This is a genomic window from Aquimarina aquimarini (assembly GCF_900299535.1).
GTDB lineage: Bacteria > Bacteroidota > Bacteroidia > Flavobacteriales > Flavobacteriaceae > Aquimarina > Aquimarina aquimarini.
In genome coordinates this window covers 38,265-51,964 of sequence record NZ_OMKE01000016.1, presented here as the reverse complement: position 1 = coordinate 51,964, position 13,700 = coordinate 38,265, and the positions used below count along the sequence as shown (strand labels likewise).

Genomic DNA, 13,700 nt, shown 5'->3' with positions numbered 1-13,700 from the left:
CATAGTCACTATTGTTTCAAAATGTCAAACACTATATTCAAGCTCATCCAAAACGTTTTGTAGTTTTTGGCATACTATTAATTTGGTATTATTTTTCTTTGCCAACCCCATTATTTGAAACTCCTACTGCTACCGTCATAGAAACGAGACAAGGAGAGTTGTTGGGAGCTAAAATAGCAATCGATGGGCAGTGGCGTTTTCCTGAGACAGACAGTGTTCCTGAAAAATTTAAGCAATGTATTATCGCTTTTGAAGATCAACAGTTTTTTCGTCATTTTGGCTTTAATCCAGTTGCAATGAGTCAGGCTGTTATCCAAAATATTAAAGCAGGAAAAGTAGTAAGAGGAGGAAGTACTATAACCCAACAGGTCATTCGTTTGGCGCGAAAAGGAAAAAAAAGAACTTATATAGAAAAGTTTAAAGAATTAATTCTTGCCACACGCTTAGAATTTGGTACTTCTAAAACAGATATTCTAAAATTGTATGCTTCTCATGCTCCGTTTGGAGGAAATGTAGTAGGAATCGATATGGCTGCATGGCGGTACTTTGGATTACCTACACATCAATTATCTTGGGCAGAAAGTGCAACACTGGCAGTGTTACCCAATGCCCCATCGCTTATCTATCCAGGAAAGAATCAACTTAGATTACGTCAAAAAAGAAATAGGTTATTACAGACACTCTTACAAGAAAAAGTAATTGATTCTCTTACTTATGAATTGTCAATAAGCGAGACTCTACCCGAAAAGCCATTTCCTTTACCACAAGTAGCTCCTCATATGCTGGATCGATTAGCAAAAGATCATGGTAGTAAGAGGATACAAACAACCATCAACCCAATACTACAAAAACAAGTAAATAGAGTAGTCAAAAAGCATCATGAACTTTTGAGACAAAATGAAGTGCATAACATGGCGGTTTTGGTGTTGGATATTGATAGCCGAGAAGTAATAAGCTATGTAGGGAATACTCCAACAGATAACACTCACCAAAAAGATGTGGATATAATACAGGCAGCACGAAGTACAGGAAGTACATTAAAGCCATTGTTATATGCAGCTATGATGGATAAAGGAGAACTATTGCCAGAACAACTGGTTTCAGATATTCCTACAGTCATTTCTGGATATAGTCCTAAAAATTTTGATGAAGGATATAGTGGTGCAGTACCAGCAAATAGAGCATTGGCCCGATCCTTAAACATTCCAGCTGTTCGGTTATTACAGCAGTATGGATTACATCGTTTTAGGGATGAAATGAATGCGTTTCAAATCAAAGATTTAAAATATGGAGCTGATCATTATGGATTATCATTAATTGTGGGTGGAGCAGAAGGTAGTCTTTGGGATTTGTGTAAAACATATGCAGGTTTTGCAGGAACATTAAATCACTATCAGAGTACTTCTAGTGAGTACTATACCCAAGAATTTGTAAGCCCTATCATGGTTGCTGGACAGAAAGTGAGTTTTGGTAAAAAGGTAAAGCAAAAACCTGTATTTGGAGCAGGAAGTATATGGTTAACTTTTGAGGCAATGAAAAAAGTAAATAGGCCAGAAGGTGACGAAGCTTGGGAGTTTTATGATTCTTCTAGAGAAATTGCATGGAAAACTGGGACCAGTTATGGAAACAGAGATGCTTGGGCTATAGGAGCAAGCCAGAAATATGTAGTAGGTGTTTGGATAGGAAATGCAGATGGAGAAGGGCGCTCAGAACTCACAGGGCTTAATTCGGCAGCACCAGTGCTATTTGATGTATTTAACTTATTGCCAAATTCAAAATGGTTTCCTGTTCCTTATGATGATCTTGTAGAAGTCAACATTTGCGCTCAAAGTGGTTTTTTGGCAGGAAATAATTGCCCAATAAAACAGATGTATGTACCTGTTTCTGCTGTAAAAACAAACCCTTGTCCGTATCATCAATTAATTCATCTCGATGCTACAAGACAATATCGTGTTAATTCTTCTTGTGAACCTGTAGCCAATATTATTCACGAATCGTGGTTTGTATTACCACCATTGCAGGAGTATTTTTTTAAGACAAATAATACCAATTACAGATCGTTGCCACCCTATCGATTAGATTGTAATAAGGAATCTCAGGAATCGATGGATTTTATCTTTCCAAAAGCAAATAGCAGTGTTTATTTACCCAAAGGATTTGATGGTAAAACCAATGAGATCATCCTTAAAATAGCACATACAAATCCTGAAACTCGTGTGTTTTGGTATATCGATGACCAATTTGTAGGAACTACAAAACAATTTCATGAAATGCCAGTATCTCCAAAACCTGGAATACATGTGATCACGATATTGGATGAAAAAGGGAACGAAAAGAAAAGAAGAATAGAAATTAAAATTTGAATAAGCTTTTCGTATAAATGAAAAGTTAAAGTATAGCAATCTTGTGTTAAAAAGCAGATATTGTTTATATCCTCTGTGAATGTCTTATTATCTTAGAAATAATATTTACAAACTAACTTCTTTATTTTAAACTTAACTCTTTAAACCAAAAACAATGAAGAATATAACTTTATTGCTTGTCATAGTAATATGCTCAAGTATTAGTGGCTATTCACAAATAGGCCAGGGCGGTGAGCCTTCATTCTCAAGTCAAACTGTTTCAAAATCCGATCAATTTCCTGTTGTTACGTTACCTAAATTAGATATGGCCAAAATACGTAAAGAAGATGAACAGGAATCAGGAAAAGATGTGCCTATGCGTTTTGCATATCCACATAAAACAAACCTGAATACAAAAAATTCTGGTAGATGGTATACAAGCCCAAATGGAGATAAATATTGGTTGATAGCAATCGAATCTAAAGGCGCACTATCACTCAATCTTACATTTTCTGATTTTGAGATTCCTCAAGGTGCTAAACTATTTGTATATAATAGTGATAAATCAGATGTTAGAGGAGCGTTTACAGCAGCTAATAACAAAAGCTCAAAACGATTAGGATTAGCTCCTGTAAGAGGAGATAAAATAATTTTAGAATATTTTCAGCCAGCGAGTGTTAAAAAAACACCTAGTTTGACTATTTCAACCGTTGCTCATGATTATAAAGGAGTCATGCGTATGGCAAAAGATTTTGGTAGCTCGGGATCTTGTAATAATAATGTTGTATGCGCAGAAGGAGATCCTTGGAGAGATCAAATAAGATCTGTTGCATTAATAATTTTAGGTAATGGGACTAGATGGTGCTCAGGATCATTGATTAATAACGCATCAAATGATGGCACTCCTTACTTTCTTACAGCAAACCATTGTACTTCTGGTCAAAATGTAACAAATTGGGTATTTGTTTTTAATTATGAATCCCCTGGTTGTACTACCAGTTCAGATGGATCTACAAGTCAATCAGTGTCAGGCTCTCAAATGATGAATAGTGGCCCAAATTCTGACTATGCATTATTAAAATTGTCTTCTACACCACCATCAACTTATAATGTATATTATTCAGGATGGGATGCCACAGGAGATATTCCAACCAAAACAACAGGAATTCATCATCCAGCAGGAGATGTGAAAAAAATATCATTTGATAATAACCCTTCTTCTGCTACTGCATATTTAGGAGGAGCAGGAACTACGCATTGGGAAGTTACAGATTGGGATGATGGTACTACAGAAGGAGGATCTTCTGGTTCTGCACTTTTTGATCAAAATAAAAGAATTGTAGGTCAGCTACATGGTGGTTATGCCGCATGTGGAAATAATTCAGGAGATTGGTACGGTAGATTATCAGTAAGTTATCCTAATATCTGCCAATGGCTTGCTCCTGGATGTGCTACAAAAATAGTAGATGGATATAATCCTGGGAACGGTGGTGGAGATACACAGGCTCCTTCTGCTCCTTCTGGGTTAAGCGCATCCAATATAACCAGTACTTCTGTGTCATTATCTTGGAATGCATCTACAGATAATACAGGAGTAACAGGGTATGATATATATCAAGGCAATACCGTAGTGACTACTGTTACAGGAACATCTGCTGCTATAGGAGGGTTAACAGCTAATACCTCATATCAATTTAAAGTAAAAGCAAAGGATGCGGCAGGAAATAACTCTGGATTTAGTAATACAGTTAATGTGACTACCACAGATGGAGGAGTAACAAATTATTGCGCAGCCAATGGTAATAATACATCAGATGAATATATAGGTAGAGTTCAGTTAGGTACTTTGGATAAAACTTCAGCAGCAGGAAGTGGCGGGTATAGTGATTTTACTGCCGAAGCTACAGCCTTATCCAAAGGAAGTGCGCATACCATTACTGTAACACCTACTTGGACAGGAAGAAAATATAGAGAAGCCTATGGAGTATGGATAGATTACAATCAAAATGGTGATTTTACTGATGCAGGAGAGAAAGTCTGGACACAATCAGCAACACAAAGTGCTACAGTAAGCGGTAGTTTTACAGTACCTGCTACTGCAGTAGATGGCAGTACAAGAATGAGGGTTATTTTGAGATATAGAAATGCACCTTCTGCTTGTGGATCCTTTAATTATGGAGAGGTAGAAGATTATACAGTTATCATTGGTGGGGCTGCAAGAAACAATGCAACATTCGCTACAAAGAAGAATAATGTGACGATATACCCTAATCCAGTTACTGGCAATGTATTAAATATATCATTCAATACACAATCAGAAGAAGTATCTTATTCTGTGTTAGATGTATTAGGAAAAACTATTATGAGGGTTAGTGGTAAGATGAAATCCACAATCGACGTTAGTACTCTGAAAAAAGGAGTTTACTTCTTGAAGTTTACTGATGGAAATATTCAAAATACAAAACGCTTTATAAAACAATAATTTTTACAGAAGTTAGTGTGTAAATATTCAAAATATAATCAGACTTCTTGTGTGATCAAGAAGTCTGATTTTTTATTCAAACTTTTCAGAAATAAATAGATACTAGATACGAATTTTGAATTTTGTTCCTTTGCCAGGAGTACTTTCTACTTGAACCTTGGCATTATTCATATCTAAAAACTCTTTAGTAATCATTAAACCTATTCCTGTACTACTTTCTCCTACAGTACCTTCTTTTTTATGTGTCTTACTATATTCAAAGAGTTTTTTTAATTCAATAGAGTCCATTCCAACCCCAGTATCTTCAATTTCTATAATATGTTTCTTTTTTGATTGATCTAATTTTATTCGGATTTCCCCTCCTTTTCGAGTATATTTTATCGCATTAGAGACAATATTCCTCAAACTAGCCAAGATCATATTTTTATCAGCATGAATATACGTATCCTTAGTGTTATACTTTACAGAGAAATTTAAATTTTTTAGAGTTATAATAGGTTGAAAATACTCAGTAATATTATCAAACAATTCAGTAATACTAAACAATGATTTCTCAGGCTTTAATGCTAGTAAATCATTTTTAGACCAGCTGATGAGGTTTTCCAACGTGAGATGGATAGAATTTGTGTTTTGTTCCAGAGATTTAATGATTTCTTTTAATTCTGTTTTACTATACCCCTCATAATCCTCTAATATTAGTTTTAAAAGAACATCAATACTTCCAATTCCTCCTCTTACATCATGAGATATTAAAGACAAGAATTTTGATTTCATGGCATTAAGTTGTGTAAGTTGTGTATTTCTTTTGAAAAAAGAATAAAAGAGTAACACAAATAAAGATGTAAAGATTATTCCTGTAATCAAAATAATTAAAGGATGAGATGTCCTTTCCTTTTGTATATACATGTTTGTAGAATGGGCCTTCAATATCCATTTTTTACCCCATAAAGCGGGTAAATTAAATTGATGAGTGTAGCCATTATGAGTATTTGTTTTTGTTGATTGATAGGTAAACAAAGTATCATTAGGAGTTTCACTATTTTGATTAATTAATTGTATTAGAATTTCTTGAGAAATATTGGTGTTGTTAGCAGCTTCAAATATTTTCGAAAATTTAAAAACACCAATAACGAATCCTTTAAGATTTTTTGGGCTAAAGGTGGTATTGTGTTCGTTTTCGTGAAAAATAGGAAGGAAAGCTAAACATCCTTCAGGGTTTATTTTTTCTTGAACTAACTTTATATTCCCACTGATAAGGGGTTTACCTTGTAATTGAGAAGATTTTAATGTGCGATATCGTTCTTTTTCTGAAGCTAAATCAAAACCAAAAGCATCTTTGTTCTCTATAAAAGGGTCAATATAATATACAGGAAAATATTCATCCCTTATGGCTGCATTTACCAAGTCATTAGAATTGTTTTTTTCTGTAAATTTAAAATTTGGAAATCGCTGTTGGTGCTTTTTTTCATAATCAAATCTCATTTCTGGTTTTACCCAAGGAACCCATTCTAAAGCTAGAAAGCTACTATTTCTTTTACGTATAGATTGTGACTCTGTGATGAATTTTTGATAAGAAGGCTCTTCGTTTAATTTAAATAGAGAAGATAATGTGTATAAAGACTCTAGGTTTAATTCAAATTCTCTATGTAGGGAGGCAGCAAATTGATCTACCTCATTCTTGAACTTGATTTCAATTTTTTTGGATTCAAGAATATAATATGACCTTGCAATAATGATTGATAAGATTAGCCCTATTATCCATATAATTGGAATAAAATATTTTGAATGAATCAAGGATTTTAAAAAATGCTGTTTTCTTTTCATAAACTTAGGGGCTGAATAAGTTAATGAATGTAAGATAAACAAAAGATTTTTTCATGAGATAGAAAACTTGTATAATTCAGGATCATAAATAGGAATAATTTAAAGGTAGTGATAATTATATGTATTTTGAATAAGAAGAGGTTTGTTTTTTCTTCATTTATTATTGATTTCTAGTTGTTTATGTTGTGTTATTATGGTAACTTTAATACAAGGATTGTATTGTTTATGATTCTTAGTATTTTGAATGTACTACCCAGATAAACCTATTTTTAATGTTTGTGGATTAAAAAAAATAGCTATTTAAAAAAGTTATTAGATCGTTTCACTACTAATTTTAATCTCATGAAAACAAGTTCTGTATACATAAAAAAGAGTGTACTAAACAATGATCTTATTACAATTATAAATGATAAGGGATATTTTGTTGAATCAAATCCTCAATGGTCTGTTTTATTGGGGTATGACAAAAAAGAACTTCTTACGATCCCTTATTTAACGTTGGTATATTATGAAGATAGAAGTAAAACAAAACATGCAATAGAAAGTCGACTGCAAATGGCAAACCCTAGGCCGTTTAAAAGTAGAATGGTTAGTAAATTAGGAGATGTTATTTGGTTTGAGTGGATCATAACCAAAATAGGAAGTACAAATGAGTTTTTACTCATTGCCAAGGATATTACTAAACAAAAATCAAAAAAATCTTCTATAGAAGAGGATTTAATAGCCTTAAAACTTAAAAACAGACAATTAGAGGATTTGTTTAATCTAAGCCAGGATTTAATTACAATTTCTAACCCTGAGGGGTATTTTACAAAGCTGAATCCGCAATGGAGTAAAACTATGGGGTATACAGAAAAAGAATTGATGGAGAAACCATATCTATTTTTTGTACACCCTGATGATCAGCAAAACACAGTGGCAGAGGCAGCCAAACAATTTGATGGGACCACAATATTTAATTTTAGAAATCGGTATATAACCAAAAAAGGAGAAACGATCTGGTTGGATTGGAATGCTACGGCATTAGATCATACAGGAGAAGTGTTTGGGATTGCTAGAAATATTACCAGTGCAATAAAACAAGAGCAAAAGATAGAAGCAACATTACAAGAATTAATAGCAAAAAATAAGCAGTTAGAGGATTATGCATACATAACCTCTCATAATCTTAGATCACCAGTAGCTAATATCTTTATGCTGACCAAGTTTTTAGAAGAAAGTAGACTTACCGAAGAACAAATAGGATACACTAACATGATCAAGAATTCTGCCGAATTGTTAAATAAAACTATGAAAGATTTGATCAATGTAGTGCAAATTAATCAAGCTACAGATATGACTATTCAGGACATATCTCTATTGGAAACATGTGAAGAAACAAAAAGACAATTAAGTGCAAAGATTATGGAAACCCAAGCAAAGATCCATACTGATTTTAAAATTGATACAATCTCTTATTCCTATGCTTATCTCAGAAGCATTTTTCTTAACCTGATTTCAAATTCTTTAAAATATTGTGCCCCACAAAGAAAACCAGTAATTTATATTTCTTCAAAAAAGATAGATAAAGGAGTTCAATTAATTTTTGAGGATAATGGATTAGGAATTGATTTAAAAAAATATAAACAAAAAGTTTTTGGATTCAGAAAAACCTTTCATACCAATACTAGTGCCAAAGGGCTTGGGCTTTTTATAATCAAATCCCAGATAGAAGCATTAAAAGGAACCATAGATATTGATAGTGAGCCAAATAAAGGAACCAGATTTACCATAAATATTATATTATGATTAAAGGTAAGCATATTTTATGCCTAATAGATGATGATAATATTCATCAATTTATTATAAAAAAAATTGTAAATAAACTCAGTCCTAATCAAGAATTATTAGTGTTCTCTAATGGAGAAGAAGGAATTAATTTTATGAAATCTAGAATTGGGAAAATTGAGAAATTACCTGACTTGATCTTATTAGACATTAATATGCCTGTTATGGATGGATGGGAGTTTCTAGAAGAGTTTGTTACGATCACTCCAGATATAAAAAAGGAAATTATTATTTACATTTTATCTTCTTCAGATAATCCTACAGACAAAGAAAAGGCTAAGAAGTTTGATTTAATTTCAGGATATATTATTAAGCCAATCAATGAGAATCAATTAGAATCACTATTAGAAAGTGTTTGAAATTACCCCCATCATTTTGATATGCTTGATGGGGAAGAAAATCTTTATTATTGAAAATGTTTAAAACACTTCATTGATTAGTATACACTAATCCAAATGAAAAAGAAGAATGTTTATTATAGTTTCTGCCATCTAGAGTAGCTCCATAACTAGCAGAAATACCAATATTATTTTTGTAGATAGGGATATAGAAAACGAAAGACAAATCTGTGAAATCTACTTCTGTTTCAGGTAAAATCGCAGCTCCACCTGCATTTCCAAATTCAGGAGTGCCAATATCATATCCAGAAAAAGAGTTTTGTATATCGAGCTGGGCATGTAAATAAAAGAACTTATTGTAATATCCAATTTTGGTATTGTATACAACGGCATTTGGGATATCAAAATCAGTACTGCTTCGTAGACTATACCCTAATTGAAACTCACTAAATATATGAAACGGAGTTTTGTATTGAAATATAGCAGACCCTGTAATAGCTGTAGCCTCATTACCAATAGAGAGAACTCCTGCACCATCATAATTTCCGGTAGGAAAAGTAACCCCTGAGGCCAGACCTAGATTAATCCTTGAAGAATTATCAAATTCCTTTTCCAAAACTTTAGCTTTTATAAAAATCCCTAAATCCTGAACTCCATCAGTTTGTGCAGTTTGTAAAACGGGGTCAAGTACACCTTCTTTACTTTCGATACTGATATAGGGTAAAGTAAGGGTGGTTGATAACCAGTTTGTAATAGCATATTGTCCATATATAGAAATGATAGAAGAGGTGATTTCTCCTAATCCAGCAGGATTTCCTTCAGATAAAGTAGTACCTCTATAAAATTGATCATAACTCTTGTAGCTGTAGCTGGAAGCAAGTGTAAAAGAGTCTTTTTGAGGATAAAATCCATCCACTGGAATCTGAGAGAAGGAAGTTAAAAAAGAGCAAACAAAGAGTAATATCCCTAGAAGGGATTTTTTTGAGTTGTGTGACATTGTGTAAAACTTTTGGTTAACAATAGATGCTTAGACGTATTGATAATGAAAACCTTACGAGTAATTTTTTTCTTTTTCTTAAAAGGGGGGTATTAGAAGATTTTTGCGACAGTTATACAGAAGAGGTTGGTACTAAGGATTTACCATGTAGTATAAGGAGTGTTGCTTAATTGAGAATTATAATATTTAGTGTCACCTGTAACCTCTGCTCCTAGCCAATCAGGTTTCAAGAAGATTTCATCTTCATCCTGTAGTTCGATTTCGGCAATGATAAGACCTTGGTTTTCTCCATGAAATTCATCAACTTCATATATGTGTTTTTCAGAAACTATTTCATATCGAGTTTTTTCTATGACCCCTTTTTTACATAAAAGTAAAAGTTCTTCAGCCTCTGCTATATCAATTTCTTTTTCCCATTCATATCTAGAAGTTCCAGAAACATTACTAATTCCTTTTATGGTGATAAAAGCATTTTGCCCTTTTATTCGAATACGAACAGTTCGTTGAGGGTCTGTATTGAGAAATCCCTGTGTGATACGAGTGTTTTTTTGAGCAACGTTTTTAAAATCTTTAGAGTTTACAAGGAATTTACGCTCTATTTCAATCATGAACTAGGTAGTTTTTGTAATATAAATTTGTAATACAAAAATCAAAGATAATAGGAATTTATACTATTATGAATAGAGACTGAATAAAATAACATTCTAAATCCTTTATTTTTGTAAAGTGGAAGAGTTGGATGTACATAGAAAAATTATTCATGTAGATATGGATGCTTTTTATGCCTCTGTAGAGCAAATGGATAATCCTGAACTTAAAGGAAAACCATTGGCTGTAGGAGGAGGAGGGAAACGTGGTGTTGTAAGTGCTGCAAGTTATGAAGCTAGAGTTTTTGGTGTGCGATCCGCTATGCCAGGAGTAAAAGCAAGAAGACTTTGCGCTGATCTTATTTTTGTTAAGCCGCGATACGATAGATATAAAGAGATATCAATTCAAATTAGAAAGATATTCTTTGATTATACAGATTTGGTAGAACCATTATCTCTTGATGAAGCTTATTTGGATGTTACAGAAAACAAAAAGGGAAATCCCAGCGCGACACTTATTGCAGAAGAAATTAGGAAACGTATTTTTGATGAAGTAGGATTAACCGCTTCTGCAGGGATATCGATCAATAAATTTATAGCCAAAGTTGCCAGTGATTATAATAAACCTAATGGACAAAAAACAGTAGATCCTGAAGAGGTTATTGGCTTTTTGGAAGATCTGGATGTGAAAAAGTTCTATGGGGTAGGTAAAGTTACTCAAGCCAAGATGTATGAAATGGGAATCTATACAGGAAAAGATTTAAAAACAAAATCAGAAGAATTCTTGACTCAATATTTTGGTAAATCAGGAGGGCATTATTATCGTATTGTAAGAGGGGTACACTTGAGCCAAGTAAAACCAAATAGAGAAAGGAAATCATTAGCAGCAGAACGTACTTTTAGTGAAAACATTGCCTCAGAAATTTATATGCTAGAACGATTAGAAGGTATTGCAGAAGAACTTCAAAAACGTTTGAAAATAAGTAAAGTATCAGGCAGAACAGTAACATTGAAAATTAGATACAGTGATTTCACCTTACAAACCAGGAGTAAAACATTACCTTATTTTGTAAACGATGCTACTATTTTGTTGGAGACCGCAAAAGAATTACTCTATCAAGAAAAAATGAAAAACTCGGTACGTTTATTAGGGATTTCACTTTCTAATCTCAATACAGCACGAGAAAAACAAAAACAAAAACAGAAACAAGAGATAGAGATCATCCAATTGAGATTTGATTTCTAAAACAAAAGAATTGTTTTGTCCTTGTAAACTTGCTATATGTTACAAAGAATCTCTGCCGCTCTTTTTAGTGTATCTTCTGTTTTTGCAAAACAAAAGCGAAGCACTTTATCATCTCTATTATTGTGATTAAAAACAGATACAGGGATAGCAGCAACTTTGTGTTCTTTTGTCAATCTTTCGGCAAAATCAATATCGTTTTCTTTTGTAATAGATGAATAATTTAGTAATTGAAAATAGGTTCCAGATGCTGGAGTAAAACTAAAACGGGAATTTGCTATTAATGATAGAAAGAAATCTCGCTTTTTCTGATAAAAATTAGATAAATAAAGATAGTTGTCAGGAGTCTTTAGATAGGTGGCTAGTGCATGTTGAATGGGATTGTTACCAGAAAACACATTAAATTGATGTACTTTTCTGAATTCTGTCATCAATTCTTTTGGAGCAAGGCAATACCCCGTTTTCCAACCAGTAGTATGAAAAGTTTTTCCAAAAGAAGCAGTGATAAAAGCGCGTTCAGCCAATCCATTATATAATGCAGCACTTTGGTGTGATTGGCCTTCAAAAATAATATGTTCATATACCTCATCACTTAATAAAATGATATCTGTATCTTTTAATAATTTTTCTAAGCGTAACATATCTTCTTTTGATAGGACACTACCACTAGGATTATGAGGAGTGTTGATGATAATCATTTTGGTTTTAGAAGAAATCTTAGAAGCAACCTCTTCCCAATTTACGCTATAAGTAGATGAAGATAATTGTATAGGAATTACCGTTCCTCCAAACAATGAGATAGAAGGTTCATAAGAATCATAAGCAGGTTTAAAAATAATCACCTCATCTCCTGAAGAGATAAATGTAGCGATTATTGTAAAGATAGCTTGTGTAGCACCAGAGGTGATTGTAACTTCTGTTTCTGGGTGATAACTACGATTATATAATGTATTGTTTTTTTCTGCAATAATTTCTCTTAGCGGTAAAAATCCAGGCATAGGAGCATATTGATTATGCCCTTCTTGCATCGCTTTTGTAACGAGATTGATGAGTTCTGAACTGGCATCAAAATTTGGAAAACCTTGAGAGAGATTAATAGCATTATAATGAGAGGCCATTTGACTCATTACTGTAAAAATAGTGGTAGAAACTTCTGGAAGTTTGGAATTGATATTTTGCATAAGGTAAAATTAATATAAATGTAAAAAAAAGCTTTGTTTTTTGATGAAACTTAATTGTCGATTTCAAACGTTTTAGTAAAGAATTAAGAACAAAACCCTTTTCTTTTTTATATTCATTATAAATAGCAGAACAAACCCAAGTTAAAGCTTGGCTAAAACAGTGGTGAGTCCTATTTTTGTTTTCCAATTAACTAAACATTTTTATATAATGGGTGGATTGATAAAATCTTCAATAGCGAGAAAAGTAGCCATGGCACTTTCAGGCCTTTTCTTGGTTTTCTTCTTATTACAACACTTTACCATTAACTTTACTGCGGTTTTTAGCCCAGATATATTTAATGAACTTTCTCATTTTATGGGAACAAATCCGTTAGTTCAATTTGCACTGCAACCAGTATTGATTTTTGGAGTGGTTTTTCATTTTGTGATGGGTTTTGTATTAGAAATTAAAAACAGAAATGCCAGAGCAATCAAGTATGCAAAATATAATGGAGGAGCAAATTCTTCTTGGATGTCTAGAAATATGATTTATTCTGGATTGGTAGTTCTAGCTTTCTTAGGATTGCATTTTTATGATTTTTGGGTTCCAGAGATAGTACATAAATATATAGAATTCGCACCAGAAGATCCTACTCGATATTATACAGAATTACTACATAAATTTGAAAGCCCTGTACGTACAGGATTATATGTGCTTTCATTTGTATTTTTGGCGTTGCATTTGTGGCATGGATTTGCATCTTCATTTCAATCCGTAGGATTTAATAATAAATACTCGTCTGCGGCAACCAAATTTGCTAAGGTTTTTGCAATAGGAGTACCGCTAGGATTTGTTATTGTTGCTGTAGTACTTCATTTTACTCATTAAAAACACCACTA

Annotated in this window: 10 protein-coding genes; 6 read left to right on the top strand and 4 right to left on the bottom strand. The window is 32.9% G+C overall.

The genetic code is table 11. The features are described from left to right. Positions 1 to 11 precede the first annotated feature (11 nt). Together pbpC and DG508_RS09290 are read left to right on the top strand one after the other, a co-directional pair. Positions 12 to 2,363 carry a penicillin-binding protein 1C gene (pbpC, locus tag DG508_RS09295; RefSeq protein WP_199912770.1) on the top strand — a complete coding sequence of 784 codons (2,352 nt, stop codon included), beginning with the start codon at positions 12 to 14 and terminating at the stop codon, positions 2,361 to 2,363. 154 nt (positions 2,364 to 2,517) lie between these two features. Next, positions 2,518 to 4,824 carry a GEVED domain-containing protein gene (locus tag DG508_RS09290; protein WP_108867877.1) on the top strand — a complete coding sequence of 769 codons (2,307 nt, stop codon included), beginning with the start codon at positions 2,518 to 2,520 and terminating at the stop codon, positions 4,822 to 4,824. Positions 4,825 to 4,926: 102 nt separating this feature from the next. Here the strand turns inward: DG508_RS09290 and DG508_RS09285 are convergent, their stop codons facing one another. Beyond that, positions 4,927 to 6,648, bottom strand: a complete 1,722-nt coding sequence (locus DG508_RS09285; RefSeq protein ID WP_108867876.1) for a CHASE domain-containing sensor histidine kinase — start codon at positions 6,646 to 6,648, stop codon at positions 4,927 to 4,929. A gap of 342 nt (positions 6,649 to 6,990) precedes the next feature. Between DG508_RS09285 and DG508_RS09280 the strand changes: the two genes are divergently transcribed. Both DG508_RS09280 and DG508_RS09275 read left to right on the top strand, forming a co-directional pair. Continuing rightward, positions 6,991 to 8,436, top strand: a complete 1,446-nt coding sequence (locus DG508_RS09280) for a PAS domain-containing sensor histidine kinase (protein ID WP_108867875.1) — start codon at positions 6,991 to 6,993, stop codon at positions 8,434 to 8,436. After that, on the top strand, positions 8,433 to 8,834 hold the full coding sequence (locus DG508_RS09275; protein ID WP_108867874.1) for a response regulator: 402 nt from the start codon (positions 8,433 to 8,435) through the stop codon (positions 8,832 to 8,834). Before DG508_RS09280 ends, DG508_RS09275 begins: the two co-directional genes overlap by 4 nt. A gap of 70 nt (positions 8,835 to 8,904) precedes the next feature. Here the strand turns inward: DG508_RS09275 and DG508_RS09270 are convergent, their stop codons facing one another. Together DG508_RS09270 and DG508_RS09265 are read right to left on the bottom strand one after the other, a co-directional pair. Further along, on the bottom strand, positions 8,905 to 9,810 hold the full coding sequence (locus tag DG508_RS09270) for a hypothetical protein (RefSeq protein WP_108867873.1): 906 nt from the start codon (positions 9,808 to 9,810) through the stop codon (positions 8,905 to 8,907). A 140-nt stretch (positions 9,811 to 9,950) separates the two neighbouring features. Continuing rightward, positions 9,951 to 10,418: a CYTH domain-containing protein gene (locus tag DG508_RS09265; RefSeq protein ID WP_108867872.1), complete on the bottom strand. Its 468-nt coding sequence runs from the start codon at positions 10,416 to 10,418 to the stop codon at positions 9,951 to 9,953. Between the two features lie 118 nt (positions 10,419 to 10,536). Between DG508_RS09265 and dinB the strand changes: the two genes are divergently transcribed. After that, a complete protein-coding gene (gene dinB, locus DG508_RS09260; protein ID WP_108867871.1) occupies positions 10,537 to 11,643 on the top strand; it encodes a DNA polymerase IV in 1,107 nt (368 codons plus the stop codon). Positions 11,644 to 11,675: 32 nt separating this feature from the next. Here the strand turns inward: dinB and DG508_RS09255 are convergent, their stop codons facing one another. After that, the gene (locus tag DG508_RS09255) at positions 11,676 to 12,821 is read right to left on the bottom strand and encodes a methionine aminotransferase (protein WP_108867870.1); all 1,146 of its coding nucleotides are present in this window, start codon (positions 12,819 to 12,821) and stop codon (positions 11,676 to 11,678) included. Positions 12,822 to 13,029: 208 nt separating this feature from the next. Between DG508_RS09255 and DG508_RS09250 the strand changes: the two genes are divergently transcribed. Continuing rightward, entirely contained in the window at positions 13,030 to 13,689 is a 660-nt protein-coding gene (locus tag DG508_RS09250; RefSeq protein WP_108867869.1) for a succinate dehydrogenase cytochrome b subunit, read from the top strand. Positions 13,690 to 13,700 lie beyond the last annotated feature (11 nt).

Bases quoted from the DNA above. Each gene is read 5' to 3' on its own strand.
- DG508_RS09290 (WP_108867877.1), top strand. From the start codon at position 2,518: ATGAAGAATATAACTTTATTGCTTGTCATAGTAATATGCTCAAGTATT.
- DG508_RS09285 (WP_108867876.1), bottom strand. From the start codon at position 6,648: ATGAAAAGAAAACAGCATTTTTTAAAATCCTTGATTCATTCAAAATAT.
- DG508_RS09280 (WP_108867875.1), top strand. From the start codon at position 6,991: ATGAAAACAAGTTCTGTATACATAAAAAAGAGTGTACTAAACAATGAT.
- DG508_RS09275 (WP_108867874.1), top strand. From the start codon at position 8,433: ATGATTAAAGGTAAGCATATTTTATGCCTAATAGATGATGATAATATT.
- DG508_RS09270 (WP_108867873.1), bottom strand. From the start codon at position 9,810: ATGTCACACAACTCAAAAAAATCCCTTCTAGGGATATTACTCTTTGTT.
- DG508_RS09265 (WP_108867872.1), bottom strand. From the start codon at position 10,418: ATGATTGAAATAGAGCGTAAATTCCTTGTAAACTCTAAAGATTTTAAA.
- DG508_RS09255 (WP_108867870.1), bottom strand. From the start codon at position 12,821: ATGCAAAATATCAATTCCAAACTTCCAGAAGTTTCTACCACTATTTTT.
- DG508_RS09250 (WP_108867869.1), top strand. From the start codon at position 13,030: ATGGGTGGATTGATAAAATCTTCAATAGCGAGAAAAGTAGCCATGGCA.